The sequence below is a fragment of the Streptomyces sp. PKA51 genome, assembly GCF_057552455.1.
The window spans coordinates 424,054-448,840 of the sequence record NZ_BAAJPZ010000004.1 but is presented as its reverse complement, the minus strand read 5'-3'; the positions used below and the strand labels follow the sequence as shown (position 1 = coordinate 448,840).

General features: G+C 73.4%; 26 protein-coding genes, 2 tRNA genes and 1 other RNA gene. 16 read left to right on the top strand and 13 right to left on the bottom strand.

The features are described 5' to 3' along the window. Positions 1–35: 35 nt before the first annotated feature. From AC27L3_RS09225 to AC27L3_RS09215, 3 genes are all read right to left on the bottom strand, one after another. Positions 36–806, bottom strand: a complete 771-nt coding sequence (locus tag AC27L3_RS09225) for a hypothetical protein (RefSeq protein WP_487233483.1) — start codon at positions 804–806, stop codon at positions 36–38. Positions 807–1,183: 377 nt separating this feature from the next. Next, complete coding sequence (locus AC27L3_RS09220) at positions 1,184–1,453, bottom strand: DUF397 domain-containing protein (RefSeq protein ID WP_487233482.1); 270 nt, start codon at positions 1,451–1,453, stop codon at positions 1,184–1,186. Continuing rightward, the gene (locus AC27L3_RS09215) at positions 1,450–2,226 is read right to left on the bottom strand and encodes a helix-turn-helix domain-containing protein (protein WP_487233481.1); all 777 of its coding nucleotides are present in this window, start codon (positions 2,224–2,226) and stop codon (positions 1,450–1,452) included. Before AC27L3_RS09215 ends, AC27L3_RS09220 begins: the two co-directional genes overlap by 4 nt. A gap of 183 nt (positions 2,227–2,409) precedes the next feature. Here AC27L3_RS09215 and AC27L3_RS09210 point away from each other — a divergent pair, with 183 nt between their 5' ends. Then, positions 2,410–2,898 carry a hypothetical protein gene (locus AC27L3_RS09210; RefSeq protein ID WP_487233480.1) on the top strand — a complete coding sequence of 163 codons (489 nt, stop codon included), beginning with the start codon at positions 2,410–2,412 and terminating at the stop codon, positions 2,896–2,898. Here AC27L3_RS09210 and AC27L3_RS09205 read toward each other — a convergent pair. From AC27L3_RS09205 to ffs, 5 genes are all read right to left on the bottom strand, one after another. Then, the gene (locus AC27L3_RS09205) at positions 2,840–3,508 is read right to left on the bottom strand and encodes a DUF5063 domain-containing protein (RefSeq protein WP_487233479.1); all 669 of its coding nucleotides are present in this window, start codon (positions 3,506–3,508) and stop codon (positions 2,840–2,842) included. The two genes, AC27L3_RS09210 and AC27L3_RS09205, sit on opposite strands and share 59 nt — an antisense overlap. Continuing rightward, on the bottom strand, positions 3,501–4,100 hold the full coding sequence (recR, locus tag AC27L3_RS09200; protein ID WP_365965126.1) for a recombination mediator RecR: 600 nt from the start codon (positions 4,098–4,100) through the stop codon (positions 3,501–3,503). The genes AC27L3_RS09205 and recR overlap by 8 nt, the downstream gene beginning before the upstream one ends. A 37-nt stretch (positions 4,101–4,137) precedes the next feature. Beyond that, positions 4,138–4,473, bottom strand: a complete 336-nt coding sequence (locus AC27L3_RS09195; RefSeq protein WP_344433284.1) for a YbaB/EbfC family nucleoid-associated protein — start codon at positions 4,471–4,473, stop codon at positions 4,138–4,140. Positions 4,474–4,609: 136 nt separating this feature from the next. Next, positions 4,610–7,027 carry a DNA polymerase III subunit gamma and tau gene (locus tag AC27L3_RS09190; protein WP_487233478.1) on the bottom strand — a complete coding sequence of 806 codons (2,418 nt, stop codon included), beginning with the start codon at positions 7,025–7,027 and terminating at the stop codon, positions 4,610–4,612. Between the two features lie 98 nt (positions 7,028–7,125). Then, positions 7,126–7,220: signal recognition particle sRNA small type (gene ffs, locus AC27L3_RS09185), an RNA gene on the bottom strand. 122 nt (positions 7,221–7,342) lie between these two features. On the opposite strand from ffs, the gene AC27L3_RS09180 reads away from it, so the two are divergent. Then, a tRNA-Ser gene (locus AC27L3_RS09180) sits at positions 7,343–7,430 on the top strand. A 109-nt stretch (positions 7,431–7,539) separates the two neighbouring features. Next, positions 7,540–8,409, top strand: coding sequence for a phosphorothioated DNA-binding restriction endonuclease (locus tag AC27L3_RS09175; protein WP_487233477.1), 870 nt, complete (start codon positions 7,540–7,542; stop codon positions 8,407–8,409). 63 nt (positions 8,410–8,472) lie between these two features. Here the strand turns inward: AC27L3_RS09175 and AC27L3_RS09170 are convergent, their stop codons facing one another. Beyond that, positions 8,473–10,488, bottom strand: a complete 2,016-nt coding sequence (locus AC27L3_RS09170; protein WP_487233516.1) for a M6 family metalloprotease domain-containing protein — start codon at positions 10,486–10,488, stop codon at positions 8,473–8,475. Positions 10,489–10,577: 89 nt separating this feature from the next. Then, positions 10,578–11,438, bottom strand: coding sequence for a helix-turn-helix transcriptional regulator (locus tag AC27L3_RS09165; RefSeq protein ID WP_487233476.1), 861 nt, complete (start codon positions 11,436–11,438; stop codon positions 10,578–10,580). A 152-nt stretch (positions 11,439–11,590) separates the two neighbouring features. On the opposite strand from AC27L3_RS09165, the gene AC27L3_RS09160 reads away from it, so the two are divergent. The 3 genes from AC27L3_RS09160 to AC27L3_RS09150 all read left to right on the top strand — a co-directional run bounded on the left by AC27L3_RS09160 (position 11,591) and on the right by AC27L3_RS09150 (position 13,309). Next, positions 11,591–12,397: an alpha/beta fold hydrolase gene (locus AC27L3_RS09160; protein ID WP_487233475.1), complete on the top strand. Its 807-nt coding sequence runs from the start codon at positions 11,591–11,593 to the stop codon at positions 12,395–12,397. 48 nt (positions 12,398–12,445) lie between these two features. Continuing rightward, on the top strand, positions 12,446–13,039 hold the full coding sequence (locus tag AC27L3_RS09155; protein ID WP_487233474.1) for an HhH-GPD-type base excision DNA repair protein: 594 nt from the start codon (positions 12,446–12,448) through the stop codon (positions 13,037–13,039). Between the two features lie 66 nt (positions 13,040–13,105). Further along, positions 13,106–13,309: a DUF5988 family protein gene (locus tag AC27L3_RS09150; RefSeq protein ID WP_487233473.1), complete on the top strand. Its 204-nt coding sequence runs from the start codon at positions 13,106–13,108 to the stop codon at positions 13,307–13,309. Positions 13,310–13,320: 11 nt separating this feature from the next. Here AC27L3_RS09150 and AC27L3_RS09145 read toward each other — a convergent pair whose 3' ends face one another. Then, a complete protein-coding gene (locus AC27L3_RS09145) occupies positions 13,321–14,844 on the bottom strand; it encodes a helicase HerA-like domain-containing protein (RefSeq protein WP_487233472.1) in 1,524 nt (507 codons plus the stop codon). Between the two features lie 88 nt (positions 14,845–14,932). On the opposite strand from AC27L3_RS09145, the gene AC27L3_RS09140 reads away from it, so the two are divergent. After that, complete coding sequence (locus AC27L3_RS09140) at positions 14,933–15,229, top strand: type II toxin-antitoxin system VapB family antitoxin (RefSeq protein WP_004929488.1); 297 nt, start codon at positions 14,933–14,935, stop codon at positions 15,227–15,229. Positions 15,230–15,325: 96 nt separating this feature from the next. Continuing rightward, positions 15,326–16,051 (top strand): LytR C-terminal domain-containing protein, encoded by a 726-nt coding sequence (locus AC27L3_RS09135; RefSeq protein ID WP_487233471.1) that lies wholly within the window; start codon positions 15,326–15,328, stop codon positions 16,049–16,051. A gap of 123 nt (positions 16,052–16,174) precedes the next feature. On the opposite strand, the gene upp is transcribed toward AC27L3_RS09135, so the two are convergent. Next, on the bottom strand, positions 16,175–16,810 hold the full coding sequence (gene upp / locus AC27L3_RS09130) for a uracil phosphoribosyltransferase (protein WP_344433161.1): 636 nt from the start codon (positions 16,808–16,810) through the stop codon (positions 16,175–16,177). Positions 16,811–17,115: 305 nt separating this feature from the next. On the opposite strand from upp, the gene AC27L3_RS09125 reads away from it, so the two are divergent. The 5 genes from AC27L3_RS09125 (at position 17,116) to AC27L3_RS09105 (ending at position 22,009) form a co-directional block, all read left to right on the top strand. Then, positions 17,116–17,367, top strand: a complete 252-nt coding sequence (locus AC27L3_RS09125) for a hypothetical protein (RefSeq protein ID WP_487233515.1) — start codon at positions 17,116–17,118, stop codon at positions 17,365–17,367. A 198-nt stretch (positions 17,368–17,565) separates the two neighbouring features. After that, positions 17,566–18,093, top strand: coding sequence for a tRNA adenosine deaminase-associated protein (locus AC27L3_RS09120; protein ID WP_487233470.1), 528 nt, complete (start codon positions 17,566–17,568; stop codon positions 18,091–18,093). Between the two features lie 83 nt (positions 18,094–18,176). Further along, entirely contained in the window at positions 18,177–18,761 is a 585-nt protein-coding gene (gene tadA, locus AC27L3_RS09115; RefSeq protein WP_487233469.1) for a tRNA adenosine(34) deaminase TadA, read from the top strand. A gap of 10 nt (positions 18,762–18,771) precedes the next feature. Beyond that, positions 18,772–18,861 (top strand) — tRNA-Ser (locus AC27L3_RS09110). Between the two features lie 166 nt (positions 18,862–19,027). Next, positions 19,028–22,009 carry an AfsR/SARP family transcriptional regulator gene (locus AC27L3_RS09105; protein WP_487233468.1) on the top strand — a complete coding sequence of 994 codons (2,982 nt, stop codon included), beginning with the start codon at positions 19,028–19,030 and terminating at the stop codon, positions 22,007–22,009. Positions 22,010–22,198: 189 nt separating this feature from the next. Here the strand turns inward: AC27L3_RS09105 and AC27L3_RS09100 are convergent, their stop codons facing one another. Then, positions 22,199–22,570 (bottom strand): STAS domain-containing protein, encoded by a 372-nt coding sequence (locus tag AC27L3_RS09100; RefSeq protein ID WP_487233467.1) that lies wholly within the window; start codon positions 22,568–22,570, stop codon positions 22,199–22,201. Positions 22,571–23,081: 511 nt separating this feature from the next. On the opposite strand from AC27L3_RS09100, the gene AC27L3_RS09095 reads away from it, so the two are divergent. The 3 genes from AC27L3_RS09095 (at position 23,082) to AC27L3_RS09085 (ending at position 24,682) form a co-directional block, all read left to right on the top strand. Next, positions 23,082–23,243 carry a hypothetical protein gene (locus AC27L3_RS09095; RefSeq protein ID WP_365965113.1) on the top strand — a complete coding sequence of 54 codons (162 nt, stop codon included), beginning with the start codon at positions 23,082–23,084 and terminating at the stop codon, positions 23,241–23,243. Between the two features lie 21 nt (positions 23,244–23,264). Then, complete coding sequence (locus AC27L3_RS09090) at positions 23,265–23,558, top strand: Dabb family protein (RefSeq protein ID WP_344433155.1); 294 nt, start codon at positions 23,265–23,267, stop codon at positions 23,556–23,558. Between the two features lie 209 nt (positions 23,559–23,767). Then, positions 23,768–24,682, top strand: a complete 915-nt coding sequence (locus AC27L3_RS09085) for an RNA polymerase sigma factor SigF (protein ID WP_487233466.1) — start codon at positions 23,768–23,770, stop codon at positions 24,680–24,682. Positions 24,683–24,787 lie beyond the last annotated feature (105 nt).

The window sequence follows — 24,787 nt, the reverse complement described above, 5'->3', positions numbered from 1 at the left end:
TCCCCTCCATGGTGCCCTCGTCAGGACGGGGGCGCTCATGCCGGGCTCTTTCGGGCGTTGCGAGCCGCTACACGACAGATGTCGACCCAGCGCGTGAACTGCTCCGGCGGCACGGCCTCCCCCTTCGACGGCCGGTCCTCGAACGCCGTCGCGTTGAGGAAGGTGTCCGGAACATCGGGGTGCTCCGCGCACTCCTTGCAGAGGCCCTCCCCCAGCACGGTGCTGACATCCACCTCACCGCAGCCGACGCACGCCTGGACGCTTCTCGTCACGGTCTCGCCCGCCGCGACCAGAAACCTTGAGGGAATCGGGGGCATCTTCTTCTCCAATCGGTTGCGTACGAGCCCGGCCGGGTGGTGCACGTGCTGCGGCAGGCCGGCCGTCACCGCCGCCGTCAGCTGGTCGGGGGTCGCGTCGTGGGCCAGCCATTGCGCGGCGAGCGGTTCGAGGGCCTCGCACTCGGCGGCGGAGAGCGTCAGACGGGGGTCGGCGTGACGCAGCCGCGCCAGCACCTGGTACGCGCGCGACGGCAGCGCCTGCTGCTGCGGCGGCTCCGGCCGTACGGGTTCCGGCTCGGCAGCAGGGCGGGCCTTGGGGCCGTCGTCCCCCACCTGCTCCTCCCACCACGCCTGCGAACGCGCCGTCCGCGAGAAGAACGTCAACGTCACCCACCGAACGCCCGCCTCTGTCGTTGCGGCCATCCGGCGAAGGAACACGTGCCCGGCCTCGCGCAGCCGCCGGATCGCCGTCCGGCACGCCTGCTGCCCGTAGTCCGGCAGCACCTTGGCCAGCGTCTTCACGTCCATCGCCGCCCCCTCGGGCAACCGGTCGATGAACGCGGCAATCGCCGCCTCACGCTTGGGCAGATGTACGAAGTCGCGGGCACCCGGCGGCGCTTGGTCCGGTGCGTTGCGCTTCCCGAACCCAGGGTTCGCCATGGGGTGTGCACTAGAGTTGGCAGTAGCCACGGATCGACCTCTATCTCGATCTCGTTGGTCAGACCCCGGTTCGGTGTTGGTAGCACCGGCCGGGGTTGTTTGTTGCTGCGCACGCTAGGGCGTCCGTACGGCGTGTCGCAAGCGGATCACGGAAAGTTACTTGGGCGGGTGGGTGGGAGAGAACTCCCCACCACCCATTCCTTGCAAGCAGCGCTCGGATCTCGGAGCTCGGGTCCCCCCGGAGCTCAAGCGCCGACGACGAAGCGTACGAATGCCGCCCAGGCGGCGGCCGGTACGTCGACCCTCGGCGCTTGAGCCCCGAGCTTCGAGTCCCGGACGTGGACGGTGCGGGGGGAGGCGGCGACTTCGACGCACTCTCCGCCCTCGTCACCGCTGTAGCTGGACTTGCGCCAGGAGCAGGCGACTTCGACACACGCGCCGCCTTCATCGCTGCTGTAGCTGGACTTGAACCACTCCAGCCGATGGCGTCTGGCTATGCCGTACTCGCTGTTCATAGCTCCCCTAGCGTCTTCTCCAGCAGGCCCACCGTGTCCTCGGGGGTGAGGGCCTGCGAGCGCAGGATGGCATAGCGCATGTTCAGCGCAGAGACCTCTCGGACCCCGGAAAGCAGCACGCTGCCCTTCTGGCCTTCGAAATAGGCAAACCGCTGCTGCTGTCGGGTTTCCAGCACGTACATCGGCCCCGCCAGTCCCGCATGCGTCTCGCGCCGTGTCGGCATCACCTGGATGTCGACGTTCCGGAGCGCGGCCACCCGCAGCAAGTGCCTCAACTGACCGCGCATGACCTCCCTACCACCGATCCACCGCTCCAACGTGACCTGCTCGATCACTGCGCTGACGAGCGCAGACGGCGTGCGGCTCAGCAGCTTCTGGCGGTCCAAGCGCGCGGCCACGCGCTCCTCCACTACGTCGTCGTCGAGCAACGGCCGACTGCTGTGGAACACAGCCCGCGCGTACTCCTCCGTCTGAAACAGGCCCGGCAGCACGTGCGTCTCGTAGATCCCCAGCGCCGCGCACTCCGCCTCGTACTCCGCGTACTCCTGAAACCAGTCGGGGAACTTCTGCTGCACAATGTGCTGCGCCGCATCCCGCAGCAACCCGCCCGCATCGAGGAGATCCTCCGCCGCCTCGATGAGCTGGGCCGACGGCCTGCGCCGGCCCTGCTCGACCGAACAGATCAGGTCCACCGAGTACTGCGCCGCCTCCGCCAGCTGCTCGCGGCTGACGCCTGCGCGTCTGCGCAGGCCCTGCAGCAGTACGCCGAACATCCGCATCGTCGCCGACCTGGACTGCGCTTGCCTGTCGCCCGACTTGTCTTCTCCTCCGGCTTTCCCCGGCAGCCGCGGTTCGACACCCGTCCTCGTACCGGTCCGCCGGGCGCGTCGTACACCCCGGATCCGTACGGCGGTTGTCACTGATCAGGCTAGGCGCCATCACCCAAGGTGGCGGGCGTGACAGAAGAAATTCCCCCCACGGGCACCGTGCCCGCGTACCGCCCCGACTGGGTGCCCGTCCGCGGCCACCACCTGTGGCGTTGCGGAGTGCATTTCGACGTCGTCCGCGTGTCCGGCCCGTACGGGCGGGCCGTCGCCGCGCGGTTGCGCGAGCTGGTCGCGCCCGGGGACGCCGGAGCGATCGTGTACGAGGAGAAGGGCGGCGGCTGGACGTACTTCCTCCTGCCGCCCGGCAGCGCCGACGACTACGTGTGGCCCGCGGACGTGGAGCGGCTGAGCGGGCCGCGCACGATCGCGTACATCGGCGTACCGGCCCTGCCGGGCGCGGGCAACACGTGGCCGCTGAGCTGGTGCTCGCCGCCCACGCGGGTGGCACCGTTCGTCGAGCCGGAGGTGCTGCTCGACGTCCTGCTGCTCGGCGAGCCGCTCAGCCCTCCTGAGCCGCCCGCCGGGACAGGTGCGGGCCGCCGATCTCGGCGGCCATGACGCGGCCGGCCTCCTCGGCGAGCTGCTCCTCCGGGTCGATGGCGTCGGTGTCGAGGCCGTCGAGCTCGGCGAGGGGCTGGTCGAGGCGGACGTGGGCGACGAGGGACTGCAGGGCGCGCAGGCAGGCGGAGGCGGTGGGGCCCCAGTTGGAGAGGTAGGAGAACTGCCACCACCACAGGGCCTCGTTGACGCGGCCGTCGCGGTAGTGGGCCATGCCGTGGCGCAGGTCGGTGATGATGTCGGCGAGGTCGTCGGAGATGCGGGAGGCGACGGGCGCGCTGCGCGGCACGTACGGGTCGAAGACCTCGGAGTAGACGTCGATGGGGTCGAGCATGGTCGCGAAGCGCTCGCGCAGCTCGTCGACGTCCGGCTCGGGGCCGACGTCGGGCTCGTAGCGCTCGTCGGGGACGAAGTCCTCGTGGGCGCCGAGCCGGCCGCCGGTCAGCAGGAGCTGGGAGAGCTCCAGGAGGAGGAAGGGCACGGCGCTGTCGGGTTCGTCACCGCGGGAGACCTCGGTGACGGCCACGATGAAGCTCTCGACCGAGTCGGCGATGTGGACGACGAAGTCGTCGGGGTCGCGCTTCGCGTCGTGCAGCGTTGCGTCAGACATCGAGAAGTCTTCTCCCTTCGAAGGCACGCCCCAGCGTGACCTCGTCGGCGTATTCAAGGTCCCCACCCACGGGAAGACCGCTGGCCAGCCGGGTGACCTTCAGTCCCATGGGCTTCACCATGCGCGCGAGGTACGTGGCCGTCGCCTCGCCCTCGAGGTTGGGGTCGGTGGCCAGGATCAGCTCGGTGACCGTGCCGTCCGCGAGCCGTGCGAGCAGCTCGCGGATGCGCAGGTCGTCCGGGCCGACGCCCTCGATGGGGCTGATGGCCCCGCCGAGGACGTGGTACCGGCCGCGGAACTCTCGGGTCCGCTCGATCGCGACGACGTCCTTGGGCTCCTCCACCACACAGATCACCGCCGGGTCGCGGCGCGGGTCCTGGCAGATGCGGCAGCGCTCCTCCTGCGCCACGTTGCCGCACACCGCGCAGAACCGCACCTTCGCCTTGACCTCGGTCAGAGCGTGCGCGAGCCGGCGGACGTCGGCCGGCTCGGCCTGGAGGATGTGGAAGGCGATCCGCTGCGCGCTCTTGGGACCGACGCCGGGCAGCCTGCCCAGCTCGTCGATGAGGTCCTGGACCACGCCTTCGTACACGGATCGGTGCTCCTTCTCGGGATGTGGTGGGGGGTTGTCAGAAGGGGAGGCCGGGGATGCCGCCCAGGCCCTGGGTCAGCGGGCCCAGCTTCTGCTCCTGCATCTCCTGGGCGCTCGCCGTGGCGTCACGCACGGCGGCGAGGACGAGATCGGCGAGGGTCTCGGTGTCCTCCGGGTCCACGGCCTTCGGGTCGATGACCAGGCCCTGGAGCTCACCGGCACCGGTGACGGTGGCCTTGACCAGCCCGCCGCCCGCCGTGCCCTCGACCAGGGTGCGGGCCAGCTCCTCCTGGGCCGCGGCAAGGTTCTGCTGCATCTTCTGGGCCTGCTGGAGCAGCTGCTGCATGTTGGGCTGACCACCACCGGGGAACACGATTGGCTCCTGCACTGTCGACGACTACGGCGTACTGCCACTGCGTAGCCGAGCCTACGTGCTCACCGCGCGGCGCGCCCCACGCCGTGCGAACCGGGTGCCGGGACCGGCCCCGGCACCCCGCTGACCTGCGGCGTCACTCGTGAGGGATTTCCTCGATGACGGTCGCGCCCAGCTCGCGGACGATCAGGTCGTGCCCGGTGAGGGCGGTGTCGTCGAGGTCCGGATCGTCCTCGGCGGGCATGTCCTCCTCGATCGGCACGGGCGGCGGAGCCGCCTCCGCCTCCCGGTACGGCTGCGCGGCCGGGGCCGCAGGCGCCGGGGCGGCCTGCGGCCGCACGGGGGCCGCCGGGGCGGGGGCCGGGGCCGGCTGCTGCGGTGCGGGGGCGGCCGGGGGCCGGGCGTACGACGCCGACGGTACGGGCGCGGGGGCGCCGCCCCCGGCACCGGCTCCGGCGCCGCCGGAGGGGTCGACCAGCAGCTCGGGGCGCCACTGCAGGCCCAGGTCGCCGAGGGCCTGGCGCAGGACGTCCTCGCTGCCGCTGTTGGCGAAGCTGTCCCGGGCACCGGCGGTGGCGAAGCCGACCTGCAGGGTGCTGCCGTCGAAGCCGGAGACGTGGGCGTTCTGGCTCAGCAGGATCCACGTGAAACGGCGACGGTTCTTGACCGCCTCCAGGATGTTCGGCCACAGCTGGCGGGCCTGGGTGGCGTCGCCCTGCACGGGTGCGGCACCGCCTGCGGCGGGTGGGGCGGGCGTCGCGGGCGCGGGCACCGCGGCCGGCGCCCCGCCGCCTGCGGCGGGGCCGGAACCGGGTGCGGCCGCGGTCGGCCACGAGCCCGCGGGGGCCTGAGCAGAGCCCTGGGCAGGGCCCTGGGCAGGGCCCTGGGCAGGGCCCGAACCCGGGGCGGCCGCGGTCGGCCACGCGCCGGGGCGCGAGCCGCCGCCTTCGGCGGGCGGCTGGGCCTGGCCGGCAGGCGCGGAGGCCGCCGTGGGCCAGGCACCGGCGCGGGGACCGCCCTCGGCGGGCGGCTGGGCGGGGGCGCCCGAAGGGGCCGGTGCGGCCCCGGTGGGCCAGGCCCCGGCCGGCTGGCCGCCTCCGGCAGGGGACGGCGCCGGCTGCTGCGGCGCCGCCGCGGCGCCCTGGCCCGAGGCCGCACCGGCCGTCGGCCAGGCGCCGGAGGGCGCGGGCGCAGCGGCCTGGCCCGCAGGGCCACCCGCACCCGCCGCCTGCGGAGCGCTCTGCGCGCTCTGCGCGCCGTTCGCGCCCGCCACGGCCGCGCGGGCCGCTGCCGGGCCCGAGAGGCCGGTGGGGGCGGGGGCGTGGGCCTCCGGGCCGGGGACGTACCCGACCGGCGGCATCGCGGTGGCCGGGCCGGCCGCCGCCACGGCGGAGCCGATGCCCCGCTCCAGGCGGTCGAGCCGCGCCCGTACCGACCGCTCGTCGTCGAAGGCGGCCGGCAGCAGCACGCGGGCGCAGATCAGCTCCAGCTGCAGGCGGGGCGAGGTGGCGCCGCGCATCTCCGTCAGGCCCTGGTTGACGAGGTCGGCGGCGCGGCTGAGCTCGGCGGCGCCGAAGACGGATGCCTGGGCCTGCATGCGCTCGACGACGTCGACGGGGGCGTCGATGAGGCCCTTCTCGACGGCGTCCGGCACGGCGGCGATGATCACGAGGTCGCGCAGGCGCTCCAGCAGGTCGGCGACGAAGCGGCGGGGGTCGTTGCCGCCCTCGACGACGCGGTCGACGACCTCGAAGGCCGCGGCGCCGTCGCCGGCGGCGAAGGCGTCGACGACGGCGTCCAGCAGGGAACCGTCGGTGTAGCCGAGGAGGGAGGTGGCCATGGCGTATGTCACACCGGCCTCGTCGGCTCCGGCGAGCAGCTGGTCCATGACGGACATGGAGTCACGCACGGAACCGGCGCCGGCCCGCACGACCAGCGGCAGCACGCCGTCCTCGACGGGGATCTTCTCCTGCTCGCAGACCTGCCCCAGGTACTCGCGCAGGGTGCCCGGCGGCACCAGCCGGAACGGGTAGTGGTGGGTGCGCGAGCGGATCGTGCCGATGACCTTCTCGGGCTCGGTGGTCGCGAAGATGAACTTCAGGTGCTCCGGCGGCTCCTCGACGACCTTCAGCAGGGCGTTGAAGCCCGCCGAGGTGACCATGTGGGCCTCGTCGATGATGTAGATCTTGTAGCGGCTGGAGGCGGGGCCGAAGAACGCCTTCTCGCGCAGCTCACGGGCGTCGTCGACGCCACCGTGGGAGGCGGCGTCGATCTCGATCACGTCGATGGAGCCCCGGCCGTTGCGCGCCAGGTCACGGCAGGACTGGCACTCGCCGCAGGGCGTGGGCGTCGGGCCGTTCTCGCAGTTCAGGCAGCGGGCGAGGATGCGGGCACTGGTCGTCTTGCCGCAACCGCGCGGCCCACTGAACAGGTACGCGTGGTTGACCCGGTTGTTCCGCAGCGCCTGCTGCAACGGGGTGGTGACATGCTCCTGCCCGATGACCTCTGCGAAGGACTCGGGGCGGTAGCGGCGGTAGAGCGCGAGGGACGACACACCTACGACGATATCGGGCCCCACTGACAAGTGGCTTCCGTCACAGATTTCGCTCACCGGCACACGGGGCGCAGCGGCCCCGGACGACCCCGGGAAACACAAGGGCCCCCCACGCACCCGCCAGAGCCCACTTACCCTTGCTGCCTTCCGGCCCTGGGGGAGTTGGGTGAGATAGCGCCACGTGAGGGGCTTGGCCCCAAGCCTAGCGGATGCCGGGGCATGCTCGGCCACCCCCACCCTCCCGAGGACCCCTCCGGACCCCCTCGCCGGGAACAGGTTCGCGAGCACTGCCCGGAGTCTTGTATTGTTTGCGGCGGAGGATTCGCCTAGAGGCCTAGGGCGCACGCTTGGAAAGCGTGTTGGGGGCAACCCCTCACGAGTTCGAATCTCGTATCCTCCGCCATTGCCTTCACCGGGCAAGAGACGAGGGCCCCGACCGGTTCACCGGTCGGGGCCCTCGTCTTTTCGGCCTCCGGTCCGGCCCCGCCGGGCCGTCGCTACGATCACGCGGCATGGACTGGCTCGAGCGCACCGCCAAGCTGAAGCAGTGGTCCCGGAGTGGGGTGCGGGCGCCGCACAAGCCGTTGCTGTTGCTGTACGCCCTTGGGCGGTATCAGCAGGATGCGGACGGGGAGCTGCGGTACAGCGTCGTCGAGGGGGATCTGAAGCGGCTGCTGGTCGAATACGGGCCGGGCAATCCGACCACGCCCGCGTATCCCTTCCATCACCTGGTCGGCGATGGCGTGTGGGAGGTGCGGACCGATCACGGGCCGGGCAGCCCCGGCAGTGGGGTCGGGGCGTTGCGGGCGGCGGGCGCCGCCGGGCGGTTGGTGCCGGAGTTGCGGGCGGCGTTGCGGCGGGAGCCGGCGTTGCTCGGGCGGATGGTGCGGGTGCTCCTCGACCAGAATTTTCCGCCCTCCCTCCACGAGGAGTTGTGCGAGGCCGTCGGAATCACGCTGGAACCGGCCGTCGCACGGCGGCAGCGTGATCGTCGGATGCGGGAGCTGGTGCTGACCGCCTACGAGTACCGGTGCGCCTTCTGCGGTTACGACGGCAGGATCGGTGCCGTACCCGTCGGGCTGGAGGCCGCGCACGTGCGGTGGTGGGCGTTCGGGGGGCCGGACGACGTCGGCAACGGGGTGTGCCTGTGCTCGCTGCACCACAAGCTCTTCGACAAGGGCGTCCTCGGCATAGGCGACGGCCACCGCATCCTGGTCTCGCAGCGGTTCGTCGGTCACAGCCCCGCCGCTCGCGAGCACGTACTGGCGCTCGCAGGGCGGCCGCTCATCGGGCCGCAGGCGGGGACCCCGCCCGTGGAGGCGGCGCACCGCGACTGGCACATCGGCCAGGTCTTCCACGGTTCCGCGCGGCCCGCCGCCTGATCGGCGGCCGAGGAGGCCGAGCCCGTACACCAGTGGCCGGTGTACGGGCCGTGGGCGCCGTTCCTACTTGCGCACCGCGCACGTGGCGGTGGCCGTGCGGGACGGGTCGCTCTCGGAGCGGGCCGTCAGGGTGATCGTGGCCGCGCGGGCGGCATCGGGGCGGGCCTGGACCGCGACGTCGACGGGGACGGTCGCTCCGGGCCGGGCCGTGGCCAGGCGGTTGGGGAGCCAGGCGGACCAGCCGCGGCCGGCCGTGGTGGCCGACAGGCGGTAGATGTCGTCCGCCGCCGGGCCGCCGGTGTTGGCGAGGGCGAAGGTGCACAGGGCCCGGCCGCCGGCCGGGCGGCCGCGGACGGCGCCCCTGGCCAGGGCGACGCCGCGGGCCTGCGGGCCGGCGCCGTCGAGGGACTTCACGCCGATGTCGTAGGAGAGCACGCCGCTCGCGTCCCGCTGGATGTTCAGCACGTAGAAGTGCAGGCGGTTGGCCGCGTCCACGTACTCGTACGAGCTGCCGGAGTCGGCGCCCGCGTGGAAGAGGGCGTCGCTGAGCTGCCGGTAGTCCCCCATGGTGATCTTCTGGGGGGTGCCGTCGGGGCGGATGAAGTCGAGCATGCCGATGTCCTCCGGGTGGGCGTCGATCACCCAGGCGAAGGGGGCGCGGTCGGCGTTCTTGGTCTTGCTGATCAGCACGCCGTTGTCGGGGGTGAAGGAGTCCATGCCCATGCGGTCGACGACCTCGACGGTGTAGTTGTCGAAGCCGCCGCCGTCGCACAGCGGGTCGGTGGTGCGGTCGCAGGACGGTGAGAGGTCGCGGCCCATGGTGACGTTGATGCCGGTCAGGCCCTTCTCGCCGGGCGGGGCGGAGCGGGCGGTGACGCGGGCGACGACGAGGCCGGAGTCCTTGAGGGCGTCGCGGTCCAGGTGCAGCACGTTCTTCGCGTCGACGATGCCGAGCTTCATCTTGTCCCGCAGCACGTGCTGGGCGCCCATCGAGCCGCCCGCGGTGGCCGGGATCCGCCACCGTGTGTGCGGGCCGCCGGGCCCGTTGAAGGAGCCGCGCGAGAGCATGCCCCAGATGCCGGTGTACGAGCGGCTCAGCGGGGTGCCGTAGGGGTTGTTGTAGTTGTCGCCGATGCCCAGGATGTGGCTGAGCTCGTGGGCGAAGGTGGCCATGCCGGAGCTCTCGGCCTGCGTCGAGGAGCCGTTCGCGGCGTTGGGCCAGATGCGGGCCGCGGCCTGCCAGGACGTCCACGGCACGTACCGGGTGGCGGCCGCGTTGAGGCCGGAGGCGAGCGGCGAGGGCGGTCCCCAGGCGGCCGGCACGCCCTGCGCGCTGCCGAAGCGCATCGGCCCGAACTCCTGCCAGGCGGAGGATTCGTCGACGCCGGCGGTGAGGTAGAAGACGAAGTCGAAGGAGCCGGCCTTCTCCGCGCCCACGTCCGCGACCCAGGCGCGTTTGCCGTCGGCGCGGATGTCCTTGCCGCAGGTGTCGCCGACCGGGCAGGCGCCGGGATTCATGCCGGGCTCGATGCCGTACTGGTACGACTTCCACGGCATGCGGTAGACGCCGAAGGACGTCAGCTGGACGCCGAGGCGCCCGCCGGAATCCTCCATCCAGTACTCGTTGATGGTGTGGCCGTGGTTGAGCGCGCCCGGCTTGTTCAGGAAGTCCTCGTAGAACTTCGGCACTTGTGCGCGCGGAATGCCGGACGCGCTCGGCAGCGGATTGCCGAACTTCGCGGCGCCCGCCGCCTTGGTGACGGAGAAGTCCTCGTCGGGGTAGTCGAGCAGCACGAGCGCGCCCCGGAAGGTGCGCTGCGTGGGCTTGTTGGCGGGGTTCGCCCAGTCGGTGCCGGGCACCGCGCGGTACTCGGACCAGGTCATGGCGTCCGGGTTGCGCCAGTGCTGCGGGTCGACCGGCTGGACGAGCGGCGGCCGGCCGCGCCCCTGGTCGGCGGGCGCGGCCCCGGCGGGCCCGGCGGCGACGGCGGCCGCCAGAAGGCCGAGGAGCGCGGCGAGGAAGGCCGGGCGGCCTAATCGGAGGATGCGGGTGGGGGTGCGTCTGCTTCGGGGGTGCATGGTCACCTCTCGGCTCGTCAACGCGGCTGGTGCACACACCAGTTGCTCGCGCCGACGGTAGAGCCGGGGGTGAAGTGATGCCAGAGCTCCTACGGGACATTCGTGAACTGCGGGGTCCCCACGACCTCCAGCAGCGCCAGGCGGCTCGCCGTGTCGCTGCCCGGCGGCGGCGTGTACAGCACCAGGCGCTGGTCGCCCTCCGGCGCCAGCAGGACCTGGCAGTCCAGCTCGACCGGCCCGATCAGGTCGTGCAGCACCCGGACGCGGCTGTGCCGGCGCACGGCCACCTCGTGCAGCTCCCACAGCTCGCGGAACTCCCCACTCGCCTGCCGCAGCCGTTCCACCAGGCGTACGGCGGCGGGGTCGCCGGCACGGCGGGCGGTGGCCGCGCGCAGGTCGGCGACGTGCATCCGGCTGTAGCGGTCGTGGTCCTCCGCCGGGTACGCGGCGCGTACGGCGGGGTCGGCGAACCAGCGCCAGACCACGTTGCGCCCGTGCTCGGAGACCGTGCACACCCCGCCCAGCAGCGCCTGCGCCACGGCGTTCTGCGCCAGGACGTCGCCGAGGTCGCTCAGCACCTGGGCGGGGGTGGTGGCCAGCCGGTCCAGCAGGTGCAGCAGCCCCGGGGCGACGTGGTCGCCGGCCGCGGCGCCGGCGGGCGGCCGGTGACCGGCCAGCAGGTACAGGTGGTCGCGCTCGTCCGCGGTCAGCCGCAGCGCCCGCGCGAGGGCGTCGAGCATCTGCGGCGACGGCTGCGGGCCGCGGGCCTGCTCCAGCCGCACGTAGTAGTCGGCGGACATCCCGGCGAGCTGGGCGACCTCCTCGCGGCGCAGCCCCGGCGCACGGCGGCGGGGCCCGGCGGCCAGGCCGACGTCCTGCGGGCGGACCCGGTCACGGCAGCGGCGCAGAAAGCCGGAGAGCTGGGGGCGGTCGATCGTCATGGTGATCATCCTGCACGCCGGGCCCGCGGCGAACCAGGGACCGCCGGTCCCAGGTTCCGCAGTGCTCTTACGGCCCCCTTCCGCGGACGGCAGGGTCGGTGGTGCCGCAGCGACCACCGCCCGGCAGCACCACCTCCCGCCACGGCCCTAGGAGCAGCGCCATGCCCGTCGTCCCCGTCGCCGACGCCCTCGTCCACTACGAGCGCACCCCCGCCGCCACCACCGGCGCACACCGCCCCGCCCTCGTCCTCGTCCACGGCACCGGCTCCGCCGGGGCCGCGCTGACCTGGGGGCAGCTCGCCCCGCGCCTCGCCGCCGACCGCACCGTGATCACCCCGGACCTCTCCGGGGCCGGCGCCACGACGGACGAGGGGGCCCCGCTGACCGTCGACGGCCTCGCCCGGCAGGTCCTCGCCGTCATCGAGGACGCCGGCGAGGGCCCGGTGGACCTGCTCGGCTTCTCGATGGGCGCCCCCGTCGTCGCGGCCGCCGCGGCCCTGCGCCCCGACCTCGTGCGCCGGCTGATCCTGGTCGCCGGGTGGGCGCACACCGAGGGCGACGAGTACCTGCGCAACTTCTTCGCGGTGTGGCAGCGCCTGGGCGACGCGGACCCCGAGGCGTTCGGGCGGTACGTGACGATGACCGGGTTCAGCCGCGGATTCCTCAACGCCATGGGCCGCGAGCAGGTCGAGCAGATGGTGCCCAACCTGCCGCCCACCCCCGGCACCCTGCGCCACGTCGACCTCGACACCCGCATCGACGTCCGCGTACACCTGCCCCGCATCCAGGCCCCCACCCTCGTCGTGGCCGGCACCCAGGACGCCACCGTGCCGGCCGAGCACGGCCGCGCGCTGCACGCCGCCATCGCCGGCAGCACGTACGCCGAGATCGACGCCGGGCACGTGATGTTCTTCGAGCAGCCGGACGCGTTCGTCAAGCTCGTGCAGGACTTCACCCTGGGCGAGTGAGCCGCGCGGTGACGTGCGGCCAGGGCCCGCAAGGGCGATCATCGGGGCATGGACCGTGCGCTGCACCTCGCCCAGCAGGACGAGGCCGACGAGCTGCTCTCGCGCAGCCCGCTGGCCGCGCTGGTGGGCATGCTGCTGGACCAGCAGATCCCCATGGAGTGGGCCTTCACCGGGCCGTACACCCTCGCGCAGCGGCTCGGGCGCGACGACCTCGACGCGCACGAGATCGCGGCGTACGACCCCGAGGCCCTCGTCGAGCTGTTCTCGCGCAAGCCCGCCGTGCACCGCTACCCCGGGTCGATGGCCCGGCGCGTGCAGCAGTTGTGCACGTACTTGGTCGAGCATTACGACGGCGAGGCGAGCGCCGTGTGGCAGGACGCGGCGAGCGGGTCGGAGCTGCTGGGACGGCTGGTGGACCTGCCGGGCTTCGGCAAACAGAAGGCACAGATCTTCCTCGCACTGCTGGGCAAGCAGTTCGGGGTACGGCCGCAGGGCTGGCGCGAGGCCGCCGGGGCGTACGGCGAGGAGGGCTCGTACCGGTCGGTCGCCGACATCACCGGACCGGAGACGCTGGAGAAGGTCCGTGCCTACAAGCAGGAAGTGAAAAGAGCCGCCAAGAAGGCAGGGGTCAAGAAGGCGTGAGCGGCCGGCCGCGGCCGACGGCGCGTCGCGCCGCGGTCGGCACCGGCCGCCGGGAGACTGGGCCCCATGAGCAGCCCCAAAGCATTCCTCGAAGGCGGCCCGGACGACCTCCCGTCGCGGACCGTCCCCATCGTTCCCCCGGGCATCGAGCTGAAGATCCCGCACCGCGGGGGGTACGAGCACTTCAAGGTCACGCCCCGGCACACGGACACCGCCGAAGGCCGGCTGCCGGTCTTCGAGTGGTTCGAGCGGACGGAGATCGCCGAGTAGCCGGCGGCCCGTCAGCGACGGCGGCGTGTTGTTCCGAAGACCGATCGGGTGATCTCCCGGCCCAGCTGCGTACCGACGGAGCGCGCGAGGGACTTGAACATGCCGCTGCCGACGACCTGTTCGAGAAGGGAGGGTTCCGCGCGCTGCGCGGGGCCCTCCGAGGGTCGCTCCGGCGCGGGCACCGGCGCCTGCGGCTGCGGTTGCGCGGCGGTGAGCTTCTCGTACGCCGATTCCCTGTCCACAGCCTGTGCGTAACGTTCGTACAGCGGCGACATCCGCACCGCCCCCGCCAGGGCCGTCGCATCCACCGGGCCCATCAGCGAGCAGGGGGCGCGCAGCCGGGTGGCCGCCACCGGCGTGGGGGCGCCCTGCTCGCCCAGCACGGTGACCACGGCCTCGCCCGTACCGAGCCCGGTCAGCACCTCTTCGAGGTCGTACGGGGAGACGGGGAACGTCCGCACCGTCGCCTTCAGGGCCTTCGCGTCGTCCGGGGTGAAGGCGCGCAGCGCGTGCTGCACACGGTTGCCGAGCTGCCCGAGGACGTCACCGGGCACGTCCTTGGGCGACTGCGTCACGAAGAAGACCCCCACGCCCTTGGAACGGATCAGCCGGACGGTCTGCGTGACCGACTCCAGGAACTCCTTCGAGGCGTCGTCGAAGAGCAGATGGGCCTCGTCGAAGAAGAACACCAGCTTCGGCTTGTCGAGGTCGCCGACCTCCGGCAGGCCGTGGAAGAGGTCGGCGAGCAGCCACATCAGGAACGTGGAGAACAGCCGCGGCCGGTCCTGGACGGCGGGCAGTTCCAGTACGGACACCATCCCCCGCCCGTCGGCCGCCGTGCGCAGCAGGCCGGCGCTGTCGAACTCGGGCTCGCCGAAGAACGCGCCCGCGCCCTCCTGTTCGAAGGCCGTGAGCGACCGCAGGATCACCCCCGCGGTCTGCGTGGACAGCCCGCCGATGTCCCGCAGCTCCGGGCGGCCCTCGTCGGAGGTGAGGAAGGCGACGACGGCCCGCAGGTCCTTCAGGTCGACCAGCTCCAGCCCCTTGGCGTCGGCGTAGTGGAAGATCAGGCCGAGGGACTGCTCCTGCGTGCGGTTCAGCCCCAGCACCTTGGCCAGCAGGACGGGCCCGAAGTCGGTGACCGTCGCCCGTACCGGAATCCCCGCGCCGAGGCCGCCGAGCGCGTAGAACTCGGCCGGACAGGCCGCCGGGGCCCACTCCTGGCCCACCTCCGCGGCCCGCTGCCGCACCTTCTCTCCCTCGGCGCCCGGCGCGGAGACGCCGGAGAGGTCGCCCTTCATGTCGGCGAGGAAGACCGGCACCCCGTGGGCGGAGAGCTGCTCGGCCATCAGCTGCAGCGTCTTCGTCTTGCCCGTGCCGGTGGCGCCGGCGACCAGACCGTGCCGGTTGAGCACGGACAGCGGCACCCGGACGGGGGCCTCGGGGTGGCAGACGCCGTCCCAGAGCACGGCGCCCAGCTCCAGGGCCGGGCCGGAGAAGGCGTATCCCGCGGCGATTTCGCTCAGGGGTTCCATCCATCACTCCCGGTATGCGGCTGATTGTCACCATCGCACTCCCGCGCCGTGGCTGCGCTCGGAGCCGCTCGCCCGGTAGGCTTTCCGTGTGATCTTCAAGCGCATCGGAAACGGGCGGCCGTACCCCGACCACGGCCGGGAAAGCACCCGCCAGTGGGCGGATGTTGCCCCTCGCCCGGTACGCCTTGACCAGCTGGTGACCACCAAGCAGCAGCTCGACCTGGAGACGTTGCTCGCCGAGGACTCGACGTTCTACGGGGACCTCTTCGCCCACGTCGTGAAGTGGCGGGGCGACCTCTACCTGGAGGACGGGCTGCACCGCGCCGTGCGCGCCGCGCTCCAGCAGCGCCAGGTGCTGCACGCGCGCGTCCTCGAACTGGACTGACGCACGCGCCGCCCCGTTGGCCCTTTCGGGTAGGGGTCCGCGCAACCCATTGATCATCTAGTAGGCAGCGACCGCACCCCGCACTACGCTGCGTCCATGAGCATGCTCACGCCCCCCGGCATGGGGGGCAAGTACCGCATCACGGGCAACAGGTTTCCCCACATGCGCCGGCCGCCCAACCGCCGCCGGATCGTGCTCGTCAGCGCCGCCGCGGCCGTGGTGCTGGGGCTCACCGGATGGGGAACGCTCCAGCTCGTCGGCGTCTACGGCGGCTTCTCCGGCAGCAGCCAGGACACGGCCGCCGCCCGGACGGCCGCGCAGGAGAAGAAGAGCGGCGACTGCAAACCCGGTGCCGGCGCACCACCGGTCAAACGGGCCGACCCCAGGCCGCTGCCCAAGCCCGGCGACATCACCGTCAACGTCTACAACGCCACTCCGCGCGGCGGCCTCGCCAAAATCACGGCGGACGAACTCGAACGCCGCGGCTTCCGCATCGGCCAGGTGGGCAACGCCCAGGCCGACTACGACAAGAAGGTGCCCGGCACCGGAGTACTGCTGGGCAACCAGGCCGCCGTCGAGGGGGCGCTGAAGGTCCTGGGCACGCAGCTCGCCGGCACCGAGGTGCGCACGGACGAACGCGAGGGCCAGGACGTCGACCTCGTCCTCGGGGCGGGCTACCAGGCGCTGGCGCCGAAGGAGGAGGCGGACAAGGCGCTGACGGCGCTGGAGGAGGGGCAGCCGGTGCCCTCGCCGTCGGCGGCTCCCTCGTCCCCCGCGGCCGGGAAGGCCGAACGCAAGGCGAGCCCCGCCGCGAAGTGCTGACGCGGGGGGCTCGTGCAGTCGCCCGGGTGCGGGCCGGTGGCCGGTTTGTGCCCACCCGTTCCTCCCCCGGCTACCGCCGGGGGGACCCCCAGCGGAACGCCTGCCCACAAACCGGCGGCTCGGTCAGCCTGCCGTGCCGTACATGCGGTCGCCCGCGTCGCCCAGGCCCGGGACGATGTAGCCGTTCTCGTTGAGGCGCTCGTCGACGGAGGCGGTGACCACGGTCACCGGCGCACCGGCGAGCTCGCGCTCCATGACCTCGACGCCCTCCGGGGCGGCCAGCAGGCACAGCGCGGTGACGTCGTCGGCGCCGCGGTCGATCAGCTCGCGGATGGCCGCGACGAGGGTGCCGCCGGTGGCCAGCATCGGGTCCAGGACGTAGACCTGGCGGCCGGAGAGGTCGTCCGGCATGCGGGTGGCGTAGGTCTCCGCCTTGAGGGTCTCCTCGTTGCGGATCATGCCGAGGAAGCCGACCTCGGCCGTCGGCAGCAGCCGGACCATGCCGTCGAGCATGCCCAGGCCGGCCCGCAGGATCGGCACCACCAGCGGCCGCGGGTGCGACAGACGCACACCGGTGGTCGCGGTGACCGGGGACTCGATGTTGACCTGCTCGGTCCGCACGTCGCGCGTGGCCTCGTAGGCGAGCAGGGTGACCAGCTCGTCGGCGAGGCGCCGGAAGGTGGGGGAATCGGTGCGCTTGTCGCGCAGGGTGGTGAGCTTGTGCGCCACCAGGGGGTGGTCGACGACGTGGATCCGCATGACATCGACATTAACCGAGCTTCACGGCCCGGGCGCCCGCCCGGACCCCGTCGGTGCTCTGCCGGCCCGGAGGCATCAAACCACCACTAAGGGGGAAAGTGGGCACGTACGCCCGGTCTGTCGCCGGGCGAGGACCTCGGCACGAGGTGGTGCTGTCCATGGCTGGGCGTGAGAAACGGGAGTCCATAGAGCCCGGGCCCGGGCCGCGACGCGGCGCGGGCGAACGACGGGAACGGCGCGAGAGCGGGGCGCGCGCGGGGCGCGCGGCGCGCGGGGAGGGCGCGGGCGAACCGCGCCGCGAGGAGATCCTCGAGCGGCGGCGGGCGCCGCGCGGGCTGCCGGAGGGGCGAAGAGAGCCCCGGGCGGGCGCCGCGGACGGCGACGACCCGGGCGGGGCGGACGCCGGCCCGGAGAGCGCCGAGGACCGCCGGCGGCGCCGGGCGCAGTTCCTCCGAGAGCTGAACGAGGCCAGGGAGCTGCGCGACCGGGTGCAGCCGCGCCGGGCCCGGGCGGCCCGGATGCGCCAGCAGATGCGGATGCGGACCTTCCGGTGGTGAGCCGGCCGCCGGACCGCCGCGCCCAGGTCACGCCCGTACGGCGCCCTCCCGGGCCCCACGTGAGCGACATCTCTCGGACTGCTGCACGACGCAGCGCGGAAGACCTCTCGCAACGCCCCGGTTTCTGCCACGATTCCGAGTGGGCGGGGTGGTTCCCCGTCCGGCCCGGCACCGCCTATGACCAGTGGGAGAGTCACGGTGTACTTCGCCGCATTGCTCGCGCGCACCGAAGACGGTTGGGAAGCGAGCGACACAGAACTCGACGATGTGGAGACCCTGGCCGACCTCGTCGACCTCGCCCGGGAGAACGCGGTCGAGGACGACACCGTCGTCGCCCTCATCGAGCAGGAGGACGCCTGGTTCGCCGTCGTGCGGGTGGACGGTGAGGACGACCCGCGCGTCTACGTCTCCAACGCCTCCGTCGCCGCCCGCAGCTCGTACGGGGCGATGCTCGTCGACGAGCTGACCGGCCGCGAGGAGGACGGCTCCGACGACCTCGACGCCCTCGACCTGGACGGCACCGAGGAGGGCGAGCCCGAGCCGGAGGAGGACGACGAGGACGGCGAGGCCGCCGGCGAGGTCGTCCCCCACGGGCCGCTGGGCGACGCCGAGCTCCTGGCCGACCTCGGGGTGGGCGCGAAGGAACTGCTGGCCATGGAGGGCGACGCGCTCAACGACATCGCCGCCCTCCTGGGCTGCAGCGAGATCCTGGAGGCCGTGCGCTGACGACCCGGCCCCGCCGGGCCGGTGGACCGCCGCCCCGGCGGCCCCCCGGCCGGGCCCGGGCCGCGTTCGCCCACACTGGTGCCATGAACGAAGCCGCCGACCGGAGTGCCGGCCCGGGTGCGCCCACCGCGCCGGAGCCCGCCCACGACCCCGTACGCGACCCGTGGCTCGCCCCCATGCGGGCCGCGCTCGCCGAGGCCGAGCGGGCCCCGGACACCGGCGACGTGCCGGTCGGCGCGGTCGTGCTCGGCCCCGACGGATCCGTGATCGGCCGGGGTCGCAACGAGCGCGAGGCCACCGGCGACCCCACCGGCCACGCCGAGGTGCTGGCCCTCCGCGAGGCCGCCCGCGCCGTCGGCGAGTGGCGGCTGTCGGGCTGCACGCTGGTCGTCACGCTCGAACCGTGCACGATGTGCGCGGGTGCGATCGTCCTCTCCCGCCTGGACCGCGTCGTCTACGGCGCGGCCGACGAGAAGGCGGGCGCGGCCGGCTCCCTGTGGGACGTCGTCCGCGACCGCCGCCTCAACCACCGCCCCGAAGTGATCTCCGGGGTGCTCGACGAGGAGTGCGCCGGACTCCTCACGCGCTTCTTCCGGGGAGGCGATCGGGGAGGCGATCGGGGAGGCGATCGGGGAACCGATTTCGGAAGACGGCACCCCGTCCGCTAAGCTTCCTCTCGGTAGCGTGTCCGAGCGGCCGAAGGAGCACGCCTCGAAAGCGTGTGAGGGGGCAACTCCTCCGTGGGTTCAAATCCCACCGCTACCGCCAGGGATCACCCCCGGACCGCGCGAGCGGACCGGGGGTGATCTGCGTTTGCGCGGCGTTCACGCGGCTGCGTCGGCGCCTGCGTTTGCCTGACGGCGTGTCGGGTTATGTACGAGTACGTGCATTTCAGATCATTTGCACCACTGCGGGTAGCGAAAGCGGTCGGCTCATGACCCTGCGCTTCCACGTCCTCGGCCACGTACGGGCCGACCGGGACGGCCAGCCCCTGAAGCTGGGCTCCCCCCAGGAGCGGGCCGCCCTCGCCCTCCTGCTGCTGCGCCGCGGGCGCACCATGAGCACCCCCGAGCTGATCGACGCCCTGTGGGGCCAGGACCCGCCGCACCGGGCCACCGACACCCTGCGCACCTACATCACGCGCCTGCGCGCCGTCATCGAACCCGAACGGGCACCACGGGCCCGCGCCAGGATCCTCGTCTCCACCGGCACCGGCTACGCCCTGCACGTCCCCGACGACGCACTCGACGCGGCCCTCTTCGACCGGCGCCTGGCCACCGCCGCCCGGGCCCGCGCCGCCGGCGACCTCACCGCGGCCCACGAACACCTGACCGCCGCGCTGGCCGCCTGGGAGAGCGGCACCGCCCTGACCGGACTGCCCGGACCCGGCATCGACCGCGAACGCGAACGCCTGCGCGCCCTGCACACAGGCGCCCGCGAGGACCTCCACGACTGCGCCATCGCCCTCGGCCGGCACGCCGACGCCATCACCGGGCTGCGCGCCCTCGCCACCGAACACCCCCTGCGCGAACGCACCCGCGCCCTGCTCATGCTCGCCCTGCACCGCGCCGGCCGGCAGGCCGAGGCCCTGGCCGTCTTCACCGAGACCGCCCGCCTGCTCACCGAAGGCGGCGGCCCCGGGCCCGGACCGGAACTCGTCCGCCTCCACGAGCAGGTCCTGGCCGGCGACCCGGCCCTCGCCCCGCCCCGGCCGGGCCCGGTCGGCCGGTCGGCCCCCACGACCCCGCGGCACCGCGCGGACCGGCTGCCGCCCGAGCCGCCCTACGGCTTCACCGGCCGCGACGAACTCGCCGCCACCATCCGCGCCGCCCTCACCGGCGACGGCGCCCACGTCGTCGTCCTCACCGGCCCCGGCGGGGCCGGGAAGAGCGCCCTCGCCGTCCACGTCGCCCGGGCACTGCGCGCCCGCCACCCCGACGGACCGCTGTGGGCCGACCTGCGCGGCACGCGCGCACTGCCGCCGGACGCGGGCACGGTCCTCGCCGGCCTGCTGCACGACCTCGGCACCACCGACGCCGCCCTGCCGCACGGCACCGACCGCAGGGCCGCCCTGCTGCGCTCGCTGCTCGCCGAACGCCGCACCGTGCTCCTGCTCGACGACGCCCACGACGAACAGCAGGTCCTCCCCCTGCTCCCCGGCGCCGCCGGCTGCGCCGTCCTCGTCACGAGCCGGACGCCCCTGCAGCTGCCCGGGGCGCGGACGGTCGAGGTGGGCCCCCTGGAGGAGAAGGACGCACTCCGCCTCCTGGCCGCGGTGAGCGGCAGCGACACGACGGGCCCGACCGCCCCCGCGGCCGCCGTGGTGGCGGCCTGCGAGGCCCTCCCCCTGGCCGTACGCCTCGCCGGCGGACGCCTGGCGGAACGTTCCGCCTGGACGCTGGCCGACGTGGCCGCCCGCCTCCACGAGGAACGGACCCGCCTGGAGCACCACGGTGCGGGCACCGACACGGCGGTCGAGGCGGCACTGCGCGTCGGCTACGAGGCCCTGGACCGGGCGACGGCCGCGGCCCTGCGCCTCCTGTGCCTCCCGGACGCGGACCACGCGGACGCGGCAGCGGCCGCGGCGCTGCTCGGGACGGGGGAGGCGGGGGCGACGGCGGGGGCCGGGGACCTCGGCGGTGAGGACGCGGTCGATGACTCGGTCGAGGACGCCGCCCGGGTGATCGCCTCGCTCGTCGACGCGGGGCTGTTGGAGCCGTTGCCCTCCGGGCGGTACCGGCGGCATGCCCTCGTCGAGGACTTCGTGCGCCGGGAGAGCGACCGCAGTGACAGTGCCGCCGTGCGCGAAGCCGCCCTGATGCGGCTCGCCGCGCATCGGCTCGCCACCGCCGTCGGCGCCCTGCAGCACCTGCGCCCCGGCAACGTCGTACCCCGCCATCTGCTGCACGGCGCCGCCGGAGGCGGGCTGCCGCTGCCGGGGGCCGCGGCCGCGCGGCGGTGGGTGCACGAGGCGCAGCCGCAGGTGCTCGCCACCATGCGGCAGGTGTTGTACGCGGGCGCCGACGCCGCGCTGCCCCTCGCCGTCGACCTGCTGACCGTATGGGGCGAACTCGCTCCCGCCGCGGACCTGACGGCCCTCGCCCGGCAGGCCCTGGACCGGGCCCGCCGCGGCGGCGACGACGCGTGCGCGGCCCGCGCCCTGCGGCTCGTCGCCGCGCCCCGGCCCGGCGCCGACACCTACGAGCGCGCCGAACGCGAACTGCGGGCGGCCCTGCGGTGGGGCGAGGCGGCCGGCGACGCCCTCGCGCCCCTGCTCACGGGCCGCCAACTCGCCCTCGTCCTCCTGGAGCTGGGCCGCCCCGAGGACGCGCTGCCCCTGCTGGTGCGCGCCGAGGAACGCCTGCGGGAGGACGGTGCGCAGGCCGACGCCGCCGAGGCACTGGCCGAGGCGGCCGGGGCGTACGTGGCGGTGGGGCGCACCGAGGAGGCACTGCGCGCCGTCGACCGGGCCACGGCCCTGGCGCGGGAGGCCGGCGGGCCGACCGCCCTGGCGCGGGTGCTCGCCGAGTCGGGCCGCGTCCACCTGCGGGCCGGCCGCTCGGCCGCCGCGGCGGACCGGATGCGCGAAGCGCTGGAGACGGCCGGCCCGGACGGGACCGACCCGCGCTGGGAGGCGCTCGTACGGGCCCGGCTGGCCCAGTGCCGGCTGGCGCAGCTGCGGCACCGGGAGGCGATCGCGGCCGCCGACGCGGCGCTGGCGGCGGAAGCGGTGCTGGGGGACGCGCACATCCGTGCGCTGGCGCTGGCGGCGCGCGGGCGGGCGCAACTTGCCCTGGGCGAGCCGCGGCTGGCGTGGGGAGCGTTGCGGGAGGCGCACGAGTTGCTGACGCGGCGGGGGGCGGCGGAGGCGGCGGAGGTGGCGGTGGTGCTGGCGGAGGAGTTCGCGACGGGGTGACGGCGCGGCTCCTCGCGCAGTTCCCCGCGCCCCCACCGGGCACCACGGCGCCCCGCAGGGGCGCGGGGAACTGCGCGATCGGCCACCGACGGCCCGCAGCCGAGGCACTTCCCGACCTGCGAGCGCATCGTGGCTCGCCGCGCAGTTCCCCGCGCCCCTGCGGGGCGCCGTGGTGCCGGCGGGCAGGGGCTACGCCGGCACGCTGCCGGCTATTGGGGACGGGAAGTCGTCGATCCAGCGGAACGCCGGTTCCGCGCCGGAGATGCGGATCACCTTCGAGACCATCGCCCCGCCCCGCACCACCCGCAGGCACCCTCCGCCCCGCAGCGCCCGTGCCCGGACGCGCAGGAGCAGGCGGACGCCGCTCGCGTCCAGGAACGTCACTGCGCGCAGGTCGACGACCAGGTCGCGGCAGCGTGCCGCGAGTGCTTCCATGCGCGGGCCGAGCACCTGCTCGGCCAGGATGTCGATCTCTCCCACCAGTTCCATGACGACCGCTCCTCCGACCACGCGTTCCCGCATGGTGAAGGCGAGCTCGTGCACGCCCATGGCGAACCTCACCGCCCTCCCTCATCGGGCACATCGTGTGCCCTTGTGGTGCCCCGGGAGTGGGCGGTTTTCACCTGTCCGGCGGCACCGGGAAAAGCGCGGAAGCCCCGGCTCCGGACCCGTGCGCGAAATGGTCCGGAGCCGGGGCTTCCGGCGGTTGGTGCACGGGGGAGGCGGCGCAAGGGGCGAGCCGCCTCCCCCGACGAGGACACGGTCTCCGGCACGGGCCGCGGTCGGGGGGGATTCGCGCGGCCCGGCCCCGCAGTGAGGCCGTATCCCGAGGCCCGGGGGATTCCTGCCAGATCCCCGGACCGGCCTCCATCCTCCGCCTGCGCCCGCGTCGCGGAGCCCGGCGAAGGGCCCGGCCCATAGGGCCGAAGGTCCTTAAATGCCGCGTAAGGGAGTGAAGCGCGACACGACGGTCCGACACGCCGCCAGTTTTCGGCCATCCGTTCCCTCGCACGGATGCACGGATAGACTCACGCGACCGCACAGGGGACGGCAACAGGGGAGGCAGTGCGCGGTGCAGACGAAGAAGGTCGTGCTCTGGGGCCTGGGCATCTTCGTGGCGTACACGATCATCCACTCCCCCGCCCGCTCGGCCGAGCTGGTGCAGATAGGGTTCGAGGGCATTTCGGACGCCGCCAAGAACATCGGCGAGTTCATGACCCAGCTGATCAGCTGAGCCGAGAGGACGAGGACGCCTGTGATCCGCCACCTGGTGCTGTTCAAGCTCGATGAGGGCGTGGAGCGCGACGACCCGCGCGTCGTCGCCGGCGTACGCGCCTTCGAGGGGTTGGGCGAGGCCATCGAGGACCTGCGCTCCTGGGAGTGCGGCTGGAACGTCTCGGACCGGCCGATCGCCTACGACTACGCCATCAACTGCTCCGTCGAGGACACCGACGCGCTGCAGCGCTACCTGGACCACCCGGCCCACCAGGCGGGCGTCGCCCAGTGGCGCGAATTCGCGACCTGGGTGATCGCCGACTACGTGTTCTGACCCGGCCCGGTATCCGGCGCCCGCCCGGTCCCCGCACCGGAGCACGCCGGTCCGCCGCTCTTCGCCGCCCCTCACCGCCTCGGTGGGGGGCGGCTTTTGACGTCAACACGGCTTTATGCGGTGCTTGCACACAACGGACATGTCTTGTGATGCTATGACCGCTTTTGCCGGATGAGTTGATCGAATTTGACCGCGAAGGGGTGGTGACCGTGCCGGCCCGTACAGCGCCTGAAGCCCCCCTCCGGCGCGATGAGCCCACCGGCGAAAGGGACGCCGAGCAGCCGCACGCCGACGGGGTGCCGGACGAGCGCGGGGAGGACTCCGCGCAGCCGGCCCCGCCCGCCGGCCGGACCCGCGAGGGCCGCGGCGCCGACGCGCGCGCCCTGACGCAGGTGCTCTTCAAGGAGTTCGTGAAGCTCCAGCCCGGCACGCCGGAGCACGCCCGCGTGCGCGCCGCCCTGATCGAAGCCAACCTCCCGCTCGTGCGGTACGCCGCGGCGCGCTTTCGCAGCCGCAACGAACCCATGGAGGACGTGGTGCAGGTGGGCACCATCGGGCTCATCAACGCGATCGACCGCTTCGACCCCGACCGGGGCGTGCAGTTCCCGACGTTCGCCATGCCCACCGTGGTCGGGGAGATCAAGCGCTACTTCCGCGACAACGTGCGCACCGTGCACGTGCCGCGGCGCCTGCACGAGCTGTGGGTGCAGGTCAACGGCGCCACCGAGGACCTGACGGTGCTGCACGGCCGCTCACCGACCACCGCCGAGATCGCCGAACGGCTCAACATCGCCGAGGAGGAGGTGCTGGCCTGCATCGAGGCCGGCCGCTCCTATCACGCCACCTCCCTGGAGGCCGCGCAGGAGGGCGACGGCCTGCCCGGACTGCTCGACCGGCTCGGCTACGAGGACCCCGCGCTGGCGGGGGTCGAGCACCGTGATCTGGTGCGCCACCTGCTCGTACAGCTTCCGGAGCGGGAACAGCGCATCCTTCTGCTGCGCTACTACAGCAATTTGACGCAGTCGCAGATCAGCGCGGAGCTGGGGGTGTCGCAGATGCATGTGTCCCGGCTACTCTCACGGAGCTTCGCCCGTCTGCGCTCCGCAAATCGAATCGATGCCTAACCCCTGCGGGTGACAGCCCCCCGGTGACATGGGGAAGATATATCGACTTGGCGCTACAGCGTGTTGCCGACATGTGACATTCTGCAGGAACTGCGTTTGCCACAG

Excerpts from the sequence above, each read along its gene's own strand:
- AC27L3_RS09225 (WP_487233483.1), bottom strand. The coding sequence starts at position 806 with ATGGACGTGAAGACGCTGGCCAAGGTGCTGCCGGACTACGGGCAGCAG.
- AC27L3_RS09220 (WP_487233482.1), bottom strand. The coding sequence starts at position 1,453 with ATGAACAGCGAGTACGGCATAGCCAGACGCCATCGGCTGGAGTGGTTC.
- AC27L3_RS09215 (WP_487233481.1), bottom strand. The coding sequence starts at position 2,226 with ATGTTCGGCGTACTGCTGCAGGGCCTGCGCAGACGCGCAGGCGTCAGC.
- AC27L3_RS09205 (WP_487233479.1), bottom strand. The coding sequence starts at position 3,508 with ATGTCTGACGCAACGCTGCACGACGCGAAGCGCGACCCCGACGACTTC.
- AC27L3_RS09175 (WP_487233477.1), top strand. The coding sequence starts at position 7,540 with ATGGACTGGCTCGAGCGCACCGCCAAGCTGAAGCAGTGGTCCCGGAGT.
- AC27L3_RS09170 (WP_487233516.1), bottom strand. The coding sequence starts at position 10,488 with ATGCACCCCCGAAGCAGACGCACCCCCACCCGCATCCTCCGATTAGGC.
- AC27L3_RS09165 (WP_487233476.1), bottom strand. The coding sequence starts at position 11,438 with ATGATCACCATGACGATCGACCGCCCCCAGCTCTCCGGCTTTCTGCGC.
- AC27L3_RS09160 (WP_487233475.1), top strand. The coding sequence starts at position 11,591 with ATGCCCGTCGTCCCCGTCGCCGACGCCCTCGTCCACTACGAGCGCACC.
- AC27L3_RS09155 (WP_487233474.1), top strand. The coding sequence starts at position 12,446 with ATGGACCGTGCGCTGCACCTCGCCCAGCAGGACGAGGCCGACGAGCTG.
- AC27L3_RS09150 (WP_487233473.1), top strand. The coding sequence starts at position 13,106 with ATGAGCAGCCCCAAAGCATTCCTCGAAGGCGGCCCGGACGACCTCCCG.
- AC27L3_RS09145 (WP_487233472.1), bottom strand. The coding sequence starts at position 14,844 with ATGGAACCCCTGAGCGAAATCGCCGCGGGATACGCCTTCTCCGGCCCG.
- AC27L3_RS09135 (WP_487233471.1), top strand. The coding sequence starts at position 15,326 with ATGAGCATGCTCACGCCCCCCGGCATGGGGGGCAAGTACCGCATCACG.
- upp (WP_344433161.1), bottom strand. The coding sequence starts at position 16,810 with ATGCGGATCCACGTCGTCGACCACCCCCTGGTGGCGCACAAGCTCACC.
- tadA (WP_487233469.1), top strand. The coding sequence starts at position 18,177 with ATGAACGAAGCCGCCGACCGGAGTGCCGGCCCGGGTGCGCCCACCGCG.
- AC27L3_RS09105 (WP_487233468.1), top strand. The coding sequence starts at position 19,028 with ATGACCCTGCGCTTCCACGTCCTCGGCCACGTACGGGCCGACCGGGAC.